This is a genomic window from Hydrogenophaga sp. ANAO-22, from assembly GCF_042466645.1.
In the GTDB taxonomy this organism is placed as follows: domain Bacteria; phylum Pseudomonadota; class Gammaproteobacteria; order Burkholderiales; family Burkholderiaceae_C; genus Hydrogenophaga.
Genome location: NZ_CP159956.1, coordinates 2526787 through 2546028 on the forward strand (window position 1 = coordinate 2526787; position 19242 = coordinate 2546028).

A 19242-nucleotide genomic window follows, 5' to 3' on the forward strand; every position below is an offset into this window, starting at 1 on the left:
TCCCATGCAAAGACGAAACCTGCTCGCCTCCGCCCTCGCGCTGTCCGTGAGTGCGCCCGCTTTCGCGTCCAACAGAACGCTGCGCATCGTTGTTCCCTTCCAGGCCGGCTCGGCCACCGACACGACCGCCCGTGTCATCGCCGACCACTTCGGCAAAGCCACCCAGCGAAACGTCATCGTTGACAACAAGCCGGGGGCCGCGGGCCTTCTCGCCGCGCGAGAGGTCATCCGCGCCGACCCGTCCGGTGATGTGGTGCTGATGTCGACCAACACCGCGATCACTGGCATCAACACGCTGGCCGAGAAGCCCCATTTCGACCCCCTGACCGACCTGACGCCGCTCACCCAGGTGGGCGAATTTGCCTTCGTGCTGGTCAGCCATCCGCGCCACGGCTTTAAGACAACCGAAGACTTCATCGCGCATGCCAAAGCCAACCCCGGGAAGCTGAACTACGCGTCGGGGAGTTCATCGGCCATCTTCGCCATGACACAACTGATCGGCACCGCCGGCATCCAGTTGAACCACATCCCCTACAACAGCGAGCCCCCCGCGGTGCTGGACTTGGTCGGCGGCACCATCGACATGATGTTCGCCACGCCCACCACCACCATGGGTTTCCTGGCCGACGGCAAGTTGAATGCGCTCATGACGACGACCAAGAAGCGTTTGTCGCGCTTTCCCGCGCTGCCCACCATGCGCGAGTCGGGCTTCACGGGCATACCACTCCTGCCTTGGGGCGGGTTCTTCGGCCCCAAAGGCATGCCCAAGCCGGTGGCGCAGAAACTCGCGCGTGAGTTTAATGAAGTGCTGACCCAACCGGTCGTGGTGAATGCACTGGCCGAGCACTACATCACCGTCGCCACCTCGGCGTCGCCAGACGACTTCACGGCCTTCGTGCGTGAACAGCTGACCTTGTCCGCCCAGGCCGTCAAAGACCACAACTTGATCCGCAAATGACCCGCCAGACCCGCAAGCACGATCGGCCCATCGACGCGTTTCCCGAGCATGCCGGCGGCGGCACCCGTCAGCAGACGCCGCTGCAAGACATGGTTGTCGTCGATTTCACCCACTTTGTGGCGGGCCCAGCGTGCTCGATGATGCTGGCCGACATGGGTGCCAATGTCATCAAGATCGAGTCGACCGGGCGCGGCGACGAATTTCGCTACTACCCGCCGTTCCCCGCCGAACTCGATGGCGAAGGCGCGGCGTTTCTATGGGCCAACCGCAACAAAAAGAGCCTGGCCGTCAACCTCAAGTCGCCCGAAGGCATCGAGATTGCACGCTCATTGATCGCCCAGGCCGACGTGCTGGTCGAGAACTTCTCCACCGGCACGATGGAGCGCCTGGGTCTGGGCTATGAGGCGTGCCGGGCCATCAGCCCGCGGTTGATTTACTGCTCGGTCACCGCCTACGGCAAGACCGGACCCATGAGCGACCGAAAAGGGCACGACCCAATTGCGCAGGCGGAAAGCGGCTTCATGTCCCTCAACGGGCATCCCGACCGCGAAGGCGTGCGCACCGGTGCGGTGATCATGGACGTCTCCTCGGGTCTGTTCGCCGTGAATGCAGTGCTCGCGGCACTTCACCAGCGCAGCAGGACCGGCGCCGGTCAGGAAATCGAGGTCGCTCTGTTCGACACCGCCATCTCGATGCTGGGATACATCAGCGTCCAATACCTGATGAGCGGCAAAGTGCCGGGGCGCCATGGCAACAGCAGCCTCGACACCTGCCCCACCGGCGTGTTCGCGTGCAAGGACGCTTCTTTCTACATGTCTTGTACCAGCGACCGCATCTTTGCCAAGCTGGCCAATGCCCTCGGTCGCATCGACTTGCTGGAAGACCCGCGCTTCGCCCAAGCCAAGGCTCGTCTGGCGAACCGGGAAGCCTTGATGCAGGTGTTGGGCGAAGCGTTTGCGCAACACGCCTGGGCGGATCTGGAGCCGCTGCTGCGCAACGCCGGCGTTCCCGCGGGAGAGTACCGCGACGTGGAAAAGAGCCTGAAGTCAAAAGAGGCAATGGCGCGCGGGCTGGTCTCGCGCGTGCCAGACCCCGTCCTGGGTTGGAGCCCGCATGTGCGACTTCCCATCCGCATGTCCGAGGGGCAGTCCGCCACACCCACGCCTGCACCCCGGCGTGGGGAGCACACGCGCGACGTGCTCGAAGGCATGCTCGGCTGGAGCCCTGAGAGGGTCGATCAGTTGCTTGCGAAGGGCACCGTCGAAGGCTGACGCGCGCCGTGGCGCCGTGGCAACCGCGCCACGGCGTTCACGCCGGGCCGGTGTACCAGACGGGCACGTGTTCTTTCACCAGTGGCCCAGATGCCTGCCAAGCGTGGCAGCCATCGATTTTCAAAGGCCGCTTGTCCGCCGGCTGCTCACGGTGCATGAGCGCCTGCACCGCCAGCGCCGGCAGTTGCTTGGCCAGCATGACGAGGTGCGAGCAGCGCTCGGTGGCGCCAAGATGCGTGGCGACATCGCGCGAAAAACCCCGCCACAGGTTGCAGCCCACGAGCCGCTGCATGCGCTCGACGGCGGTGGGGCACACGTCGGGGAACGGTGTGGACGGCATGTCCGCCGCGACCTCGACCACATTGCATTGCTCGTCGATCGTCACCCGCAACACCATGTGGTGAACCGGTACCCCAGCGAGAAATTGCCGCCCCGACGAAGCAAACGTGTGGGGTTTGACGTCCTCCAGCACCGCCTCCAGGTCCACAAGACCGTCGTCGCGGCGGTAGGCCTGCAGATGAACCCGCCGCTGGTGGACCAGTTGGCGCCCGACGGCGGGCGCCGCCTGGGGTACGGTCACACTCATTGCGCCGCGCCGCCCTTGTCCTGGCGGCGCATGCGCCGCAAGCGCATCAGCATCTGATCGCGCCAGCGCACGCGGTCCGCCCACTTGTCCAGCGGCAGGAGCGCACGGCGCTGGCCGTCCACTTTCTCCACCAGCTCGGGCAACCACGGATCTTTCTGGCCGCGCTCCGCGCCCATGCGCGCATATGCCGGTCCCATCTTGATTGCATGGGACGAAATGCCACCGCGCGTGTTGAGGTCCGAGGTTTCGAACGGACCCATGAAACTCCAGCGCAAGCCCAGACCGTCGCGCATCACGGTGTCGATGTCTTCCACGTCCGCCACCTGATCGCGCACCAGGCAGTAGGCCTCGCGCAGCACCGCACCCTGCAGGCGGTTGAAGATGAACCCCTCCACCTCTTTGCGCACGCGCACGGGCGACAAGCCGAATTGCCGATACAGCTCATCCGCGCGCTGCACACATGCCGCGCTGGTGAACGGTGCCGGAACAATCTCGATCACCGGAATCAGGTACGGCGGGTTGCCCGGGTGGCCCACCAGGCAGCGCTCGCGCATCGGCCCCTCGGGTGCATAGGTCGAGGCGGGCAGCGCGGAGCTGGAACTGGCCAGCACGGCGGTGGCCGGCACCGCAGCGGCGATGCGCTGGAAGATCTGCTGCTTCAGCTCCATCCGCTCCGGCGCGCATTCCTGCACCAGGTCCGCGTCCTGCACCGCATACTCCAGCGACTCGGTCACTTCCACGCGCGCGGCCACCGCCAGGGGATCTTCGTCCAGCAGGCCGTGGGCCTTCAGATCCTGCAGGCATTGCGTGATTTCCGAGAGCGCGGCCTGCCGCCGGTTTTCGTCCGGGTCTTGTAGGCGCACGCGGGCATTCGCGCGGCTGAAGACCACGGCAAATGCCACGCCGATGCTGCCCGCGCCGATGATGGATACATTCATGAAACGGTTCTCCGATGGATTCAGGGTGGTGGTCTGTCAAACGGCCTGTGCCAGCGCGGGCACGGCCTCGAACAGATCGGCCTCCAGGCCGTAGTCGGCGACGGAGAAGATCGGGGCCTCCGGGTCCTTGTTGATCGCCACGATCACCTTGGAGTCCTTCATGCCAGCCAGGTGCTGGATCGCCCCCGAGATGCCCGCGGCTATGTAGAGCTGCGGCGCCACGATCTTGCCCGTCTGCCCCACCTGCAGGTCGTTGGGCGCGTACCCCGCGTCCACCGCCGCACGGCTCGCACCAATAGCCGCGCCCAGCTTGTCGGCCAGCGGCGTCATCACCTCGTTGAACTTCTCGCTGCTGCCCAGCGCGCGCCCACCCGAGACAATGATCTTGGCCGCCGTGAGTTCCGGCCGGTCGCTCTTGGCAATCTCGCTGCCTTTGAACTCACTCTTGCCCTCGCCCAGCGCCGCCGTCACGCTCTCCACCGCCGCGCTGCCGCCCGTCGCCGCCGCCGGGTCGAAGCCCGTCGTGCGCACCGTGATCACCTTCTTCTCGTCGCTGGCTTGCACCGTCGCAATCGCGTTGCCCGCGTAGATCGGCCGCTCGAACGTGTCCACGCTCACCACCTTGGTGATGTCGGAGACCTGGCCCACGTCCAGCGTGGCGGCCACGCGCGGGGCGACGTTCTTGCCGCTGGCGGTGGCGGGGAAGAGGATGTGGCTGTAGGCCCCTGCGATGGTGAGCACCTGGGCAGCGACGTTCTCGGCCAGGCCGTGCTCGAAGCCCGGGGCGTCGGCGTGAATCACCTGGGCCACGCCGGCGATCTGGCTGGCGGCCTGGGCGGCAGCGGCGGCGTTGTGGCCGGCCACCAGCACATGCACATCACCACCGCACTGGGTGGCGGCGGTCACGGTGTTGAGGGTCGCGCCTTTGAGAGCCGCGTTGTCGTGTTCGGCAATGACGAGGACGGGCATTCAGATCACCTTCGCTTCATTCTTGAGTTTGTCCACCAGGGCGGCCACGTCGGCTACCTTCACGCCGGCACCGCGCCTGGGCGGCTCACTGACCTTGAGGGTCTTGATGCGCGGCTTCACGTCCACACCCAGGTCTTCGGGCTTGACCGTCTCCAGCGGCTTCTTCTTGGCCTTCATGATGTTGGGCAGCGTCACGTAACGCGGCTCGTTCAGGCGCAGGTCGGTCGTGATGACCGCCGGCAGGCTGATCGACAGCGTTTCCAGGCCGCCGTCCACTTCGCGCGTCACATTCGCCTTGCCATCGGCCACTTCGACCTTGGAGGCGAAGGTCGCCTGCGGCAGGCCCGCCAGCGCGGCCAGCATCTGGCCGGTCTGGTTGCAGTCGTCGTCGATCGCCTGCTTGCCCAGGATGATCAGTTGCGGTCGTTCCTTGTCCACCAGCGCCTTGAGCAGCTTGGCCACCGCCAGCGGCTGCAGCTCTTCCGCGCTCTCCACCAGAATCGCGCGGTCCGCGCCAATGGCCATGGCCGTGCGCAGCGTCTCCTGGCACTGCGCCACGCCACAGGAGACCGCGATCACTTCCGTGACCACGCCCTTATCCTTCAGGCGCACCGCCTCTTCCACCGCGATCTCGTCGAACGGGTTCATGCTCATCTTGACGTTGGCGATGTCCACGCCACTGCCGTCGCTCTTCACGCGTACCTTGACGTTGTAGTCCACCACGCGCTTCACAGGGACGATGACTTTCATATTCCTGGCATCCATTTCAATTTCAGTTCGATGAACCGGTCCACACCACGGCGTCTGCCAGTTCGGCCCGTGTGGTGCGGAACTGGTTGATGGGGTGCTGCTCGTCGGCATAGCCAAACGAAATGCCGCACACCACGCGGTCGCTGTCAGACATACCGAAGTGCCGGCGCAGCAGATCGGGGCGGGCCGCCAGCGACGCCTGGGCAATGCTGGCCACGCCCATGGCCCGGGCGGCCAGCATGAAGCTGGCGGCGTACGCGCCGCTGTCGATGGCCGAGTAGTCGCCCAGCGAGGCTTCGCAGGTCACGATCAAGGCGTGCGGAGCCCCGAAGAGGCGGAAGTTCTCACGCGCCTGTTGCTGGGCCGCCTGCTTGTCACCCCGTGCGATCCCGACACTCTCGTACAGCGCAAGGCCGCATTCCCTGCGCCGGTCCAGGTGTACGCCCAGGTACTCGCGGGGCCATTCGTAGTCGGGCTGCGCCGGCACCGTATCTACCGCTTCGAGCAGGGCCTGCCGCAGCTGTTCGGTTTCCTCGCCGGAGGTGATCCGCAGCTTCCAGGGCTGCGCATTGCACCAGGACGCCGTTCGCTGGGCGACGCGCAGGATCCGTTCGATGACAGGCCGGGGAACGGGGGTGTCCAGGTAGGCCCGGCAGCTGTAGCGCTGGGCGTACAGGCGCTCGAGGGTCTCGATGTCCTGCGTGTGGTTCTGGGTCGGGCCGCCCATGTTCAAGCCCGACCGCTGGCCTTGGCGACCTGGGCGCGACGCGCGGGTGCGTAGGCTTCCTGGCCCAGGGCCTGGTACAGCGCGAGCGTGACGTCGTGGTGCGCGGCCAGGCCCGTGCGGTGCAGCAGCGAAATGGGCCCCTCGGGGTAACCCAGGCCAAGGCACAAGGTCTTGTCCATGTCGCTCGCGGTGGCCAGCTTCTCGTCCAGGCGGCGCAGCGCGGCGTTGAGGTAAGGACGGATCAGGCGATCGACGATGCGACCCGGGAAATCACCACACACGGCGACCTTGAGGCCTGCGGCCTCGAAAGCGGCGCGCGCCGCAGCAATGGCGCTGTCCTGCGTGTTGGGTTGCCGCACCAGCTCCACCACGGGCGAAGGGTCGCTGTTGCCCATGCGGAACCGTGCGATGCCCACCACGTTGGACCCCTCTTCGCCACTGGACTCCCCGGTGTGCACGCCCAGGCACTCGGTGCCCAGCTCGATGGCGATGAAGGCGGCCTGTTCGCGGCTGCCACGGGCTTTCTGAAACGCGTCACCGGCCTGTGCGCCGAGGAAGACGCAAGAGGCCCCATCGGGCGCGGCGTTTTCCAGGAAGGGATGCGCCACCGGAAAAGAGCGGCTTTCACCTTGTTGAACGATTCGATAGCTGCTCATGGTTCAGGCTCCAAACGTCTTGTTGTCGGCATAGGTGTGGAAACCACGCCCGCTCTTCTTGCCCAGCCAGCCGGCGGCGATCATGCGCTTGACCAATGGCGGGCAGGCCGCACGAGGCTCGTTCGTGATGCCGTGCATGGCCTCGCACAGCAGCTTCTGGGTGTCCATGCCCACGAGATCGAGCAGCTCCATCGGCCCCATGGCATACCCCATCGCGGTCTTGATCGCGAGGTCAATGTCAGCAGGGCTGGCCACGCCTTGTTCAACCAGGCGGATGGCGTCGTTGTTGAACGGAATCAGGAAGTAATTGAGCACGAAGCCGGGGGTGTCGAGGGTTTTCACCGGCTTTTGCCCCAGCGCCTCGCACAGCGCCCACGCTTTGGTGAAGGTCTGCTCGCTCGTGGCCAGGCCGGGGGACATTTCCACCAGCTTCATCAGCTGCGCCGGCAGGCAGAAGTGCATGCCCACGAAGCGGTCCGGGCGGCCCGATCCGCCCGCGATTTCCGTGATGCTGATGGTGGAGGTGTTGCTGGCAAAGAGGGTGTGCTCCGGGCACACCTCATTGAGCTTGGAGAACAGCTCGTGCTTCACGGGCAGGCTCTCGAAGACGGCCTCGATGACGAGGTCGCAATCCTTGAGGTCGGTCAGCTCGCTGGTGCCCTCCCACTGATTCATGATCTCGGTCAGGCGCTCCGCAGTCAGCTTGCCGCGCTCCACGCTCTTCCGCAGAAAGAGTTCGGCTTGTTGGCGAGCGCGGTCCACCGCGTCCTGGCGCAAGTCAAAAATGCGTGTGCGAAAGCCCGCGCGCGCGCACACGATGGCGATGCCCACGCCCATGGTGCCCGCGCCTGCGATGCCAATGGTTTTTATGTCACTCATGTTTTCTCCTTGGATCTCTCACTTGAGCAGGAAACTGCGACCGACCAGTTGCCGGTGAACCTGATTGGTGCCCTCCCAGATCTGGGTGATCTTCGCGTCGCGCATCAGGCGTTCAACGCGGTAGTCCTTGCAGTAGCCGTAGCCACCGAGCAACTGCACCGCATCGGTGGCAATCCGCATGGCGAGGTCACTGGCCCGCATCTTGAGAATGGAAGCTTCCTGTCCGAAATCGGTGGCACCGGCATCCACCCACGACGCAAGTTGCCAGAGCCAGCCTTCAACCAGCGCCAGCTCCGATGCCATGTCAGCCACCATGAACTGAATGCCCTGGAACTCCAGAATCTTCTTGCCCGACTGGCGGCGCTCGTTGATGTAGGCCACGGCGTCTTCAAAACCCGCGCGGGCGATGCCGAGCGCGTGCGCGGCCACGCTGGGCCGGGATTTGTTCAAAGACGCGAAGAGGATCTTGAGGCCGTCACCCGGTTGCCCCAGCAGGTTGGCGCGCGGCACGCGGCAGTTGTCGAACGACAGCGAAGCCGTGCTGGAAGCGCGCGTGCCCATCTTGTCTTCGAGCCGCACCACCGACAGGCCGGGCGTGCCTTTTTCCAGGATCAGCACCGAGATGCTTTCCTTGGCGCCGGCAATGCCCTCCCACTTGCCGAACAGCAAGTACAGGTCGGCCACATCGCCGTTGGTGATGAAGGTCTTGCCACCATTGATGACGATGTGGTCGCCATCCTCGCGGAAGGTGGTTCGCATGCCGGTCGCGTCCGAACCGGCGCCCGGTTCGGTGATCGCCAGCGCACCCAGGCCGCCCTCGGCGATCCTCGGCAGCAGCCGCTGCTTCTGCTCTTCATTGCCCCAGTCGATCAGGGGCTTCATGGCGTGGTAGTTGGTCGCCCAGATGATGCCGGTCGATGCGCAGGCCTTGCTCACCTCACGCACGCACGACAGGTAGGCCGCATAGGACATGGGCGCACCGCCGTAGGCCTCCGGAATGAACATCGCGTTCAGGCCCAGGGTGTTGATCGCCTCGACGTTCTTCCAGGGAAACTCGCCCGTGCGGTCGTGGTGTTCGGCGCGCGGGGCGATTTCATCTCGCGCCATCGCGCGCACGCTGTCGAGCAGCATGCGTTCCTCGTTGTCGAGAGCAACGCGGGCGTCCAGTCGTTCCAGGAGATTCATGTTCGGTCCGTTTCAGTGAGCGATGCCCTGGGCACCATCGACATAGAGCGTTTCGCCGGAGAGGAAGCGGCTGGCGGGTGAGAACAGCAGGGCCACGAGGGCGCCAATGTCTGCCGCGGTGCCGGGTTCACGCCCCGGAATGCGCTTGTCCAGGTAGTTGCGCAGGGGGCCCCCGGGGGCCATGGCATCTGCGTTGAGATCCGTCACGATGTAGCCGGGTGCCACGTCGACCACGCGAATCCCCTTGCCGGCCCACTCCACCGCCAGGCAACGCGTGATGGCACCCACGGCCGCCTTGCTGGCGCAATACGCCACGTTGCGTTTGACGCCCAGCTTGTCGAAAAAGGAGCCGATGTTGACGATGACACCGCCGCCAGCCTCGACCAGGTACAGATAGGCCGCCTGACTTGTCGTGATCACCGAGGTGGCGTTGGCATCCATCACGTGGTGCCAGTCCTCCAGGGTGAGCTCGGCCGATGCCGCGTCGGTGTGGACGCCGGCGTTGTTCACCAGCCCGGTGATGCGCCAGCCGTCTTCCTGCAACTGGCGCATGCTGTCGCGCACGCCCTGCGGGTCGGTCACGTCAGCGCGCACGCCCAGCAGTCTCGACTTCACGTCTTCGGGCGCGTCGCCCACGTTGGGGAAAGCGCCGGAGCGCGACATGCAGGCGACGGCATGGCCCTGCGTGGCGAGCGCCAGTGCGATGGCGGCGCCGATGCCGCGGCTGGCGCCGGTGACGATGATGCAATCTTTGTTCATGTTCATGTTCTGCTCTGTAAGGGCGCTCACGCGTCGCGGAAGTTCGCCTTGCGCTTTTCCACAAAGGCGCGCATGCCTTCTTCGGCATCGCCCGTGCGGTAGGCCAGCGTTGACAGATCCGCTTCCAGGCGAAGCCCTTCGTGCAGCGGCATGTCGAGCGAGCGCTGCACGGCTTCGCGCGCGAATTGCAGGGCCAGCAACCCGTAGCCCGAAAACTCGCGTGCGTAGGCCTTGGCCGCATCCAGCGCAGGGGCCTGCACGATGCGGTTGACCAGGCCCATGGCCAGCGCCTCTTCGGCACCGACTGTGCGACCCGACATCACCATCTCCAGCGCACGCCCCACCCCCACGAGCCGCGGCAGCCGTTGCGTTCCGCCGTAGCCCGGTATCAGCCCGAGCTTGACTTCGGGCAGGCCGAACTTGGCCTGCGGCAAGGCCAGGCGGAAGGTACAGGCCAGCGCCAGCTCGCACCCACCACCAAAAGCGAAACCGTTGACCATGGCAATCGAAGGAATCGGCAGGTTGTCGAGTTGCGCGAACACCTGCTGCCCGAGCTGCGCGCCGCGCCGCTGCTGTGCCAGGGGGCGGTCCTGCAGCTCCTTGATGTCGGCACCCGCGCAGAAGGATTTCTCGCCTTCGCCGGTGATGATCAGCGCACGGGCATCCGTGCGACCTGCTTGCGCAATGGCATCGCCAATCTGCTCGATGAATTCAAAACTCAGCGCGTTCAGTGCCGATGGCCTGCGAATGGTGAGGACGGCGAACTCCTCGTCTTGTTTCAGTTCGATCATGACTGGGGTGCCCGATAGCGGACCGGTTGAAGTTGAAGACGGCCTTCGCGCGCCCACTGGGTCAGCTCCCGCTTGAGGATCTTTCCGCTGGCCGTCAGGGGGAACTCGGGCACGACGATGAAGTACTCCGGCATGTCGAATTTGGAGAGGCCTTCGCTTGCCAGGTGTTGCAGCATCGCGTCGCCGCTGGGCGCTTCTGCTGGGGCGATGATGGCCAGGCACACCTTCTCGCCCAGGCGCTCGTCGGGCACGCCAAAGGCGGCCGCCTTGCGCACGGCCGGGTGGCGGTGGGCGTATTCCTCTATGTGCGCCGGATGGATGTTGTGGCCACCGCGGATGATGAGGTCCTTCTTGCGGCCCACGATTTCCAGGTTGTCTTGCGCGTCGAAGCGGCCCAAGTCGCCGCTGAGGAACCAGCCGGCGCGATTGAAGGAGTTTTCCGTGGCGCTCTGGTTGTTGAAGTAGCCCAGCATCAGCAAGGCCCCCCGGCTGCCGATCTCGCCCACGGCACCGGGTTCGGCCTCGATGTCGGGATGTTCCGGATTCCACAGGCGCACTTCGTAGCCCGCGCAGGCCTTGCCGCAGGTTCCAGTGATCACCTCGATGGGATCGGTGGGCAAAGTGTACTGGTGCGATCCGTCCTCCGTCATGCCATAGACGTTCTGCGGCATGGCGCCCAGCGCGAGCAGGCGCCGCGCGACCTCGGTGGGAATGGGCGCCCCCGCCATGTAGAAAACCTTCACGCTACCCAGCGCCGTCATGCCGCGCCGGTCGATCTCCTGCAGCAGGTCGATGGCATGGGTGGGCACGCCCATCACATACGTGGCGCCGGTCGACACGATCCAGTCCAGCGCGGCCATGCCCGCCGTGGGGTCGAACATCACCAGTTCGCACCCCGACACCAGCACCTGCTCCAGTGCCACCGTGCCAATGTGGTGGCTCATGGGGCTGAGCGAGAGCAGCACAGTGTTCTCGTTCTGCGACCAGTCGCTCACCATCGCGCGCCCGTTGGCCAGCAAGGTGTTGTCGCTGTGCATCACGCCCTTGGGAGGGCCGGTCGTGCCGCTGGTGAACGCCAGGTAGACGATCTGGTCCGGGTTGTCGCTGGGCGCAGGCTGTTCGCCTGAGCCGCGTGCGCCGGGCATGGGCATTGCCGATGCGCCGTCGGGCAGGGAAACATCGCCCGCCTCCAGCGGAGGCAGTGCGTAGACGGCCTTCACATGGCCCAGCCGCGAGGCGTCACCAAAGATGTCTGTCGATGCCGCATCCGCGCCCCAGCCGGGCTGCGCGAACAGGGCACGGCATTCGATGCGCGAGAGCAAGGCCACGATTTCGGCTGTGGTGTAGTTCTGGTGCAGCGACGGGTTGCACACGTAGCCGTTCCGCGAGCAGGCCAGTTGCACCACCACGTTCTCCAGCCGGTTGGGCAGCCAGACGGACATCCGGTCACCTGGCCGCAACCCGCTGTCGTGCAGGCTCGTCGCCACCGCGTCGGCCCAATCGACCAGGGCCGACCAGGTGATGCGGCGCCGCGCATCGCGCAGCGCATAGGCTTGGCTTCGCTGATGCGCGTGGCGGGACGCCAGGGCGTACATCGTCTCGGGCCGCCAGGTGCCGGCGCGGTAGTAAACCGCGGCCCGCGCGGGATCATGCAATGTGAGCAAGGTGGACAAGATGCGTCTCCCTTCCTGCCCGCTCAGTGGCCAAAGCGCGAGGCATCGGGTTCGCGGCGCTCCGCAAATGCCTTCGCGAGTTCGTCGTGCTCGCCAGAGTCCAGGTAGCCGCGCAGCAGCAGGTCGTGCGCCATGCGCGACAGGCCCGAGACACCCCCGTGGCGCGCATTGAATGCGGCCTTAATGCTGGCCAGGGCAAACGCGCCGCGGTTGGCAATCTCCAGCGCAATCTTCGTGGTGAAGGCACCGAGCTCGGCGTCCGGCACCACGTGGTTGATCAGGCCCCACTCCAGCGCTTCTTTCGCGCTGAGCTTGGGGTTGCGGTACCACATCTCCTTCGCCCGTTTCTTGCCAACCAGGTCCTCCAGGTACCAGGTGCCGTAGCCGGCGTCGAAGCTGCCCACCATGGGGCCCACCTGACGAAAGACCGCGCTTTCCTTGGCGATCGTGATGTCGCACACCATCTGCAGCACGTTGCCGCCACCCACGGCAAAGCCGTTGACCGAAGCGATCACCGGCTTCTGCAGGCGGTCGATGCTTTCGTACATCTCCAGCGTGGGCAGCACGCCAGCATAGAGCTGGGTGTCTTCCATGCCGTCTTTGCGGCCCCCGGTGCAGAAGAACTTGTCTCCTGCGCCGGTGAGCACGATCACGCGGGTGCGCGTCTCGCGACGGATGTCGTTGATGCAATCGCGGATCTCGTGGCACATCCGTTCGGTGAACATGTTGCCGTCTTGCGGGCGGTTGAGCGTGATGGTGCCGATCGGGCCATTTTCTTCGTAGACGATTTCTTGATAACTCATGCTTGTCTCCATTGCACGGTGCGTGCGGATTGCAGGGATGTGTGGCTTCGATCACCCCGGCGGGCCATACTGCCCGCGGGATCGCGACCACCTGGTTGAGCAAGGGGTGTGCCAGTCGGCGCCAGAGGAAAAATCCCTTGCAGTTGGGGCAGATACGCCCCCGCATCGCGCGTGGCGCGCTGCTTTGCCCGCGTCAAAGACACTCTTGGATGCCATTCACAGACATCGCTGCCTGCGCCCCGTACACCGGCGTCATGCAGCCACGAGCGCGCGCCTGGCTTGCATCGCGTCGATGGCCGCGTCGTCGTAGCCCAGCTCGCGCAGCAGTTCGCGCGTGTGCTGACCAATCGTGGGGGGCAGGTGGCGCAGGCGTTGCGGCGTACCCGAAAAATTCACAGGGAAGCCCAGCATGCGCAGCCGGCCTTCGGTGGGGTGATCGACTTCCGGGAACATGTCCACCGCCTTCAGGTGGGGGTCCTGCATCAGGTCCTCCGGCGAATTCACCTTCCCGAAGAGGATGTCGTGCTCGACCAGATCCGCGATCCACTCGTCGGTGGTGCGCTGCGGCATGGCATCCGAGATCACGGCGTAGAGTTCTTCAAAGCGGCGGCTGCGCCCCCCCATATCGGCCACATCGGGGTCGTCCGCCAGATCGTGGCGGCCAATCAGCCGCAGGAAGCGCAGCCATTGCGGCGTGGTGTAGGGCATCACGCAGAGGTAGCCATCCTTGGTGCGGAAAGGCCTGCGTTGGGCCGTGATGATGCGCGCGTAGCCCGCCTCGCCGATGGGCGGCACGAAGGTGCGGCCCGACACATGCTCCGGCATCACGAACGAGACCATGGTCTCGAACATCGGCACTTCAACGGCCTGGCCCTCGCCGGTGCGCAGCCGGTGGATGATCGCCGCCAGAATGGCGTTGGCCACCGCCTGGCCCACGGCCTTGTCGGCCACCACGGAAGGTACGTACTGCAGCGCACCGGTGGCCATCTGCTGCAGCCCCGTCAGGCCAGACATGGCCTGGATGGTGTCGTCCGCGGCGGGGCGCCCCGCGTACGGGCCACGCTCCGAGTAACCGTAGCACGCGCAATAGATGAGGTCGGGCTTGATCTCCCGCAGGGCCTCGACCGTGAGGCCCAGGCGCGCCATGGCGGCGGGCCGCATGTTCGACAGCAGCACATCGGCCGTCTTCAGCAGCTTCAAGAACGCCTCCTTGCCTTCGGCGGTCTTGAGGTCCAACGCCACACTGCGCTTGTTGCGGTTGAACTGGATGAACGCGTGGCTCATGCCCGCAGAGCGCTGGGGCAACACGTGGCGGAAGATGTCACCGTCGGGCGACTCGAGCTTGATCACGTCGGCGCCGTTGTCACCCAGGATCTGCGCCGCCAGGGGCCCCATGCCCAGCGATGTCATGTCGATGACGCGAATGCCTTCCAGCGGCGACACAGTCTTGCTCATTCTTGTTCCTGCAGAGTTGGTTCATGCGGGGCACTTCCGTCGCCCCTGTCTCCAGAGTGCGTCCGCAAGACACATGCCAATCGCGCGAGCACCGGATCACCGGGGGAACGCAGGCCACGCGCGCAGCGCCGCGGTCCGTTTGTCTGGAGCGTGCACACATCCCATGTCCACAGGTCAGACACATTGCCTGTCGCTCGCGCACGCCAGCAGGCCTTTGGCTCGCATTCATGCGCAACCGGCGGTGGCACGGCTGTTGCTGACACACGGAGGCCAACACAACGAAAGGATTGATATGACAACCAACACCACCCTCCCACCCGTTCCCGTTCGCGGCAAGTACTTTGAGGACTTCAAGATCGGCGACGTGTTCAGCACGCCTTGCCGAACCATCACCAGCACCGACATCGTCAACTTCGCTTGCCTGACCGGCGACTTCAACGAGGTGCACACCAACTTCGAGTACTGCAAAAAGAGCACCGCTTCAGGCGAGCCGATTGCGCACGGCCCCCTGGTGTATGCCCTCTCGGCAGGCCTGCAGTACGCCAGCGGCGTCAACGACGGCACGCTGCTCGCGCTGCTGCAGATCGACGGCTGGCGCATGATCGCTCCCGTGGTTCACGGTGACACCGTCCGCATGATCACCACGATCCTCGAAAAGAAGGAGTCTGCCTCGAAGCCCGACCGCGGCGTGGTCACGCTCAAGCGCACCATCGTCAACCAGCGCGACGAAACCGTGCAGGAGATGCAGGCCAAGCTGCTGTACCGTCGCCGCCCCCAGTGATGTGCCTGCGTCGATGACACACGCCCACTTCGGCGATCTGATCGGGCTGGCGCACCTGCCAGCCCCTGAGGACCATGCGTTGATCGAGATCGCGGTGGTGCCCGCGCTGTGCAACCGCCAGGGGATGGTGCACGGCGGCGTGCTGCTCACGCTCATGGACGTGGCCGGCCTGTGGGCTGGCGCGTCGCACCATTCAACGCCCCGCGCCGCCACGGTGTCGCTCAATGCGCAGTTCCTGCACGCCGCCAAATGGCGTGAAGACATGCGCTTGCAGGCACGCGCTGAGGTGACGCGAAAAAGCCGCTCGCTCTACTTCTCCAGCATGTCGGTTTTCGCGTCCGATGGCGGTCCCGTCATCGCGTCTGCGCAGGGCGTCTACCATATAATTTCGCGACCGATTGACCCACCATCTCTCGGAATGGCCGATGTGCCCGCCCAGTGAATAGAACCTCATCTGCATTCCTGTCGGGGGCCCTCTTGAACACAACACCCAGTCTTTCCGCAGGCGGTCAATCCGCCCCATCGAATATGGATGCCGCCTCCTACCCCGGCGTGATTCTGGCGTTGAGCAATGTGACGCCCGAGCTCGAGGCGGACTTCAACGACTGGTACGAACACGAAGCCATCCCCGAGCGGCTTGCGCTGCCGGGCTTCCTGGCCGCACAGCGCTACCACGCTGTGGGCGGCCACTTCTCGTACATGGTGGTCTACCGTTGCGAGTCGATCCAGGCCATCCTCTCGGAGACCTACCGCCAGCAGATCGCCTCGCCCAGCGCGTGGCGGCAGCGCGTGCGCAAAGGCTTTCGCAACCTGCAGTGGTCGGTGTGCCGTGAAACGTGGTCGGTCGGGTCTGGCCTGGGTGGCGGCGCCGTGATCGTGCAGTGCTCGCCGGTCAAGGGACGTGAACAGGAGGCCCGCCGCTATCTGGCCGAGCAACTCGCACCGCGGCTCTTGAACCAGGGCGGCATCGTGCGCGTGGCGCTCTGGGAAGCCGATTCTCAACTAACCGCTGCCGCCGATGTGAGCAGCCGCGAGAACCTCGAGAACTACACCAACTGGGTGTTGTTCCTGGGCAGCTCAAACCGCAACGCAACCACCCCTGCCATGCACGCCGAACTGCTGGCGAGCAACAGCGCCAGCTCGGGCCTGCTGATCGGCTCCATCCTCGGCTACAGCCTGCTCTCGGCGCACCAGCGCTGAAGCCTAGCTCCGCTCCTGCGTCTCGCCGAGGATCTTGTACAGGTAGGCGCGGGAGATGCCCAGCTCTTCCGCCACCTTCTTCTTGTTGCCCCGGTACTTCGCCATGGCCTCTTGAATCATGGCCTTTTCAAGGCTCGCGACGGCATCGTGCAAGCCCTGCGACGGCATGGGCACCTGCGGCGCGGCCACCGGTGACACCGGCTGCTGCGCCGCCTCGGTGCCGAGAAAACGGAAGTCTTCCACCGTGATCTCGGGGCCGTCGCAGAAAATGGCCGCCTTCTCTACTTCATGCACCAGCTGGCGGATGTTGCCGGGCCAGGTACCCTCGGAGAGAAACTCGATCACCCCTTTGCCGATCCCCTTGGCCTGCCCCTGGTGGCGCTGCGCGAAGGCATCGAGAAAGCCCCGGACCAGCAAGGGCAGGTCGCTCAGCCGCTCCCGCAGGCTGGGCATGCGGATCGTCACACCGCTGATGCGGTAGAACAGATCGAGCCGAAAATTCCCGGCGGCAATCATGTCCTGGAAATTCCGGTTGGTGGCGCTGATGAGGCGGAAGCTGGAGCGAAACGAGCGGTGTCCCCCCACTCGTTCGTACACACCATCCTGCAGCACGCGCAGCAACTTGACTTGCACTTCAAGCGGCATGTCGCCGACTTCGTCGAAAAACAGAGACCCTTTGTCGGCCAGTTCGAACTTGCCTTTGCGCCCGGCGCGCTCCGCCCCGGTGAACGAGCCCGCCTCATAGCCGAACAACTCGCTCTCCACAAGCCCCGAAGGCAGCGCCGCTGCGTTGACGAACACCATGGTCTGGTCGGCGCGCGCGCTCAGCGCATGAATGGCTTTTGCGGCCAGCTCCTTGCCGGTTCCGCTTTCGCCCACGATGAGCACGGGCACATCCAGCGGCGCGATTTTCGCGATGTCGGACTTGAGCTGCATGATGGCCTCGCTGCTGCCGACCATGTGATCGAGCTTGATCGCGCCCTCATCGGACCGGACGGTGCCGGTCGCGCCCTTAGAGCTGCTTCGGCCCGGGGTGCGAACGGGCGCGAAAGTGCCGCCGTCCGCCGCCTGCGGCAGCACCACGCCCACCGCACCGAGCCAGCCTTGCCGCCCGGCGATCGGCCAGGTCATCAGGGGGCGCCGCACGCCGTCGGCATCGACGAGCTCTCCCGCCCGCGTCTGCCCGGTCTGCAGCGCCTGCGGCAGTTCGAATTTCGCCAGCGCGTCGGAGGGAAGGTTCTCTACGCCAGCGGCCCCGTCCAGGCCCAGCACGTCTTTCATGGAAGCGCTGACATGGCGCACGCTCGACTGGGCGTCCGTCACGACCATCCCCATGGTCAGGCCCTCGATCAACTGTTCGAGTACGGGACCGGCGAAGTCCGTCGCCATGAGCAGATTCAGCAGACCGGCGGCACTGTCCTGGCGCTGGATCAGGCAGACCGATCCCGAGCGGTCGGTGCGGCAGGCGACGAGCCAGTCGCCACGCGCCTTCACGCAGAACACGTCGATCGGTTGAGGTTCCGCATCCGCCAGGCGGCGCTGCAGTGCGTCAAGAATGTCGGGGTCTTTGCCTAGCCCGTGTGCAAACTTCGGCGCACCCATCGCGTCCACGACGACAAGGCCGAAATCAAGGACGGAATCGCTGCGTTGCATGGCGCGATTCTACCGACCCAGCCTTGGCGGAACGGGCGTTCGGCGTGGTTGCGACGGCGGGCAGGATGCGGGCAACGCGCGCCCCGCGGATCATGCCCTCGCGCCGTCGCAACGAGCGCTCATGGACCCAGCAAGGTCGCGTTGTCCGCACCCAATGCCGGGGCGGCCGTGAGCTCGGCGCGCCGGAACTGCGGTGCAATCGGCGTTGCCACGGAAGGCACTTCCCGGTCGCCGCGGCGGATGCCGCGCTGGAAATGGCGCGCGAACTGCGGATCCTGTGCGGCTTCTTCCAGCGTGCGGACCACGCTGGCGCATGCGTCCTTGCCGGCGAAGATGGCCCGCCAGGTGCCACTGTCCTTTTCTGCGATCAGGGCAGCCACCGCCGTTTGCGTCGACTTCGGGTCCTTGCTGTCGTCGCACCACCGCGGCGACAACTCGATGCAGTCGCAGAACACCTGCCAGAAGCGGTCTTCTAACGCAGCCACGGCGATGTAGCGGCCGTCCTTGGCACGGTAGATTTGGTAGCGGGGCGTCCCCCCGGTCAGGCGCTCGCCACCCGTTTTCGGCCACTCCCCGAACACCATGCCCCGTTGCACGCTCGCATAAGGCCAGGCGAAGAGGTTGTCCGTGATGGACACCTGGATGTGCGTGCCCGCCTGGGTGTGGTTGCGTTGCACCAGCGCCAGCAGGATGTTCATCACCGCGGGCATGGTGCCACCGCCAATGTCGGCCACCAGCACCGGCGGCAGCGTGGGCTCGCCCCCATTGCCGCAGCTAAGGGAAAGCAGGCCCGCATCGGCCATGTACGTCAGGTCATGCCCCGCCGTCTTCGCCGACGGACCGTCTGCGGCATAGCCCGTGATGGAGCAATAAATCAACCGGGGGTTGATCTGCCGCAGTTCCTGATAGCCCAGCCCGAGGCGGTCCATCACGCCCGGGCGGAACTGTTCCACCAGCACATCGGCCTCGCGAATCAGCGGCAGCAGCTTCGCGCGCGATGGCGTCTGCTTGAGATCCAGCGCGATGCTGCGTTTGCCCGCGTTGAGCAGGTTGAAGTTGATGGAGTCGTCACCCCAGCGCGGCACGCCCGTGCGCAGCTCGTCGCCGCCCTGGGCCTTCTCGATCTTGATGACCTCGGCGCCCGCCTCTGCCAGCAGCAGCGTGGCATAGGGGCCGGGCAGCAACGTCGAAAAGTCGAGCACCCGCAG

The 19242-nt window shown here is 65.4% G+C and carries 20 protein-coding genes; 5 read left to right on the forward strand and 15 right to left on the reverse strand.

What is annotated here, in order from left to right; all coding sequences use genetic code 11:
- The first annotated feature begins 4 nt into the window (after positions 1-4).
- Positions 5-958: a Bug family tripartite tricarboxylate transporter substrate binding protein gene (locus ABSY19_RS12065; RefSeq protein WP_382163007.1), complete on the forward strand. Its 954-nt coding sequence runs from the start codon at positions 5-7 to the stop codon at positions 956-958.
- Positions 955-2229, forward strand: a complete 1275-nt coding sequence (locus ABSY19_RS12070; RefSeq protein ID WP_382163009.1) for a CaiB/BaiF CoA transferase family protein — start codon at positions 955-957, stop codon at positions 2227-2229. The genes ABSY19_RS12065 and ABSY19_RS12070 overlap by 4 nt, the downstream gene beginning before the upstream one ends.
- A 37-nt stretch (positions 2230-2266) precedes the next feature.
- On the opposite strand, the gene ABSY19_RS12075 is transcribed toward ABSY19_RS12070, so the two are convergent.
- From ABSY19_RS12075 to ABSY19_RS12135, 13 genes are all read right to left on the reverse strand, one after another.
- Positions 2267-2815, reverse strand: coding sequence for a DUF2889 domain-containing protein (locus ABSY19_RS12075; protein WP_382163012.1), 549 nt, complete (start codon positions 2813-2815; stop codon positions 2267-2269).
- A complete protein-coding gene (locus tag ABSY19_RS12080) occupies positions 2812-3753 on the reverse strand; it encodes a 3-hydroxyacyl-CoA dehydrogenase (RefSeq protein WP_382163014.1) in 942 nt (313 codons plus the stop codon). The genes ABSY19_RS12075 and ABSY19_RS12080 overlap by 4 nt, the downstream gene beginning before the upstream one ends.
- Positions 3754-3789: 36 nt before the next feature.
- Positions 3790-4722 (reverse strand): electron transfer flavoprotein subunit alpha/FixB family protein, encoded by a 933-nt coding sequence (locus ABSY19_RS12085; protein WP_382163016.1) that lies wholly within the window; start codon positions 4720-4722, stop codon positions 3790-3792.
- Positions 4723-5472, reverse strand: coding sequence for an electron transfer flavoprotein subunit beta/FixA family protein (locus tag ABSY19_RS12090; RefSeq protein WP_382163018.1), 750 nt, complete (start codon positions 5470-5472; stop codon positions 4723-4725). It abuts the gene before it with no gap.
- Positions 5473-5494: 22 nt separating this feature from the next.
- The gene (locus ABSY19_RS12095; protein ID WP_382163020.1) at positions 5495-6199 is read right to left on the reverse strand and encodes a nitroreductase; all 705 of its coding nucleotides are present in this window, start codon (positions 6197-6199) and stop codon (positions 5495-5497) included.
- A 2-nt stretch (positions 6200-6201) separates the two neighbouring features.
- Positions 6202-6855, reverse strand: coding sequence for a 3-hydroxyacyl-CoA dehydrogenase family protein (locus ABSY19_RS12100; RefSeq protein ID WP_382163022.1), 654 nt, complete (start codon positions 6853-6855; stop codon positions 6202-6204).
- Between the two features lie 3 nt (positions 6856-6858).
- Positions 6859-7734, reverse strand: coding sequence for a 3-hydroxyacyl-CoA dehydrogenase family protein (locus tag ABSY19_RS12105; protein ID WP_382163024.1), 876 nt, complete (start codon positions 7732-7734; stop codon positions 6859-6861).
- Between the two features lie 18 nt (positions 7735-7752).
- A complete protein-coding gene (locus tag ABSY19_RS12110; protein WP_382163026.1) occupies positions 7753-8919 on the reverse strand; it encodes an acyl-CoA dehydrogenase family protein in 1167 nt (388 codons plus the stop codon).
- 12 nt (positions 8920-8931) lie between these two features.
- Positions 8932-9678 carry an SDR family NAD(P)-dependent oxidoreductase gene (locus tag ABSY19_RS12115; RefSeq protein ID WP_382163028.1) on the reverse strand — a complete coding sequence of 249 codons (747 nt, stop codon included), beginning with the start codon at positions 9676-9678 and terminating at the stop codon, positions 8932-8934.
- 26 nt (positions 9679-9704) lie between these two features.
- Entirely contained in the window at positions 9705-10469 is a 765-nt protein-coding gene (locus tag ABSY19_RS12120; RefSeq protein WP_382163030.1) for an enoyl-CoA hydratase/isomerase family protein, read from the reverse strand.
- Positions 10466-12142 (reverse strand): class I adenylate-forming enzyme family protein, encoded by a 1677-nt coding sequence (locus ABSY19_RS12125; RefSeq protein WP_382163032.1) that lies wholly within the window; start codon positions 12140-12142, stop codon positions 10466-10468. Before ABSY19_RS12125 ends, ABSY19_RS12120 begins: the two co-directional genes overlap by 4 nt.
- Positions 12143-12165: 23 nt before the next feature.
- Positions 12166-12945, reverse strand: a complete 780-nt coding sequence (locus ABSY19_RS12130; protein WP_382163034.1) for an enoyl-CoA hydratase-related protein — start codon at positions 12943-12945, stop codon at positions 12166-12168.
- 252 nt (positions 12946-13197) lie between these two features.
- Positions 13198-14400: a CaiB/BaiF CoA transferase family protein gene (locus tag ABSY19_RS12135; RefSeq protein WP_382163035.1), complete on the reverse strand. Its 1203-nt coding sequence runs from the start codon at positions 14398-14400 to the stop codon at positions 13198-13200.
- 292 nt (positions 14401-14692) lie between these two features.
- On the opposite strand from ABSY19_RS12135, the gene ABSY19_RS12140 reads away from it, so the two are divergent.
- From ABSY19_RS12140 to ABSY19_RS12150, 3 genes are all read left to right on the forward strand, one after another.
- Complete coding sequence (locus tag ABSY19_RS12140) at positions 14693-15181, forward strand: MaoC/PaaZ C-terminal domain-containing protein (RefSeq protein ID WP_382163037.1); 489 nt, start codon at positions 14693-14695, stop codon at positions 15179-15181.
- A gap of 79 nt (positions 15182-15260) precedes the next feature.
- On the forward strand, positions 15261-15623 hold the full coding sequence (locus ABSY19_RS12145; RefSeq protein WP_382163039.1) for a PaaI family thioesterase: 363 nt from the start codon (positions 15261-15263) through the stop codon (positions 15621-15623).
- Positions 15624-15709: 86 nt separating this feature from the next.
- Complete coding sequence (locus tag ABSY19_RS12150; RefSeq protein ID WP_382163041.1) at positions 15710-16381, forward strand: hypothetical protein; 672 nt, start codon at positions 15710-15712, stop codon at positions 16379-16381.
- A gap of 3 nt (positions 16382-16384) precedes the next feature.
- Here the strand turns inward: ABSY19_RS12150 and ABSY19_RS12155 are convergent, their stop codons facing one another.
- Together ABSY19_RS12155 and ABSY19_RS12160 are read right to left on the reverse strand one after the other, a co-directional pair.
- Positions 16385-18034 (reverse strand): sigma-54 interaction domain-containing protein, encoded by a 1650-nt coding sequence (locus ABSY19_RS12155; protein ID WP_382163043.1) that lies wholly within the window; start codon positions 18032-18034, stop codon positions 16385-16387.
- Between the two features lie 119 nt (positions 18035-18153).
- Positions 18154-19236 (reverse strand): CaiB/BaiF CoA transferase family protein, encoded by a 1083-nt coding sequence (locus ABSY19_RS12160; protein ID WP_382163045.1) that lies wholly within the window; start codon positions 19234-19236, stop codon positions 18154-18156.
- Between the last annotated feature and the right edge of the window lie 6 nt (positions 19237-19242).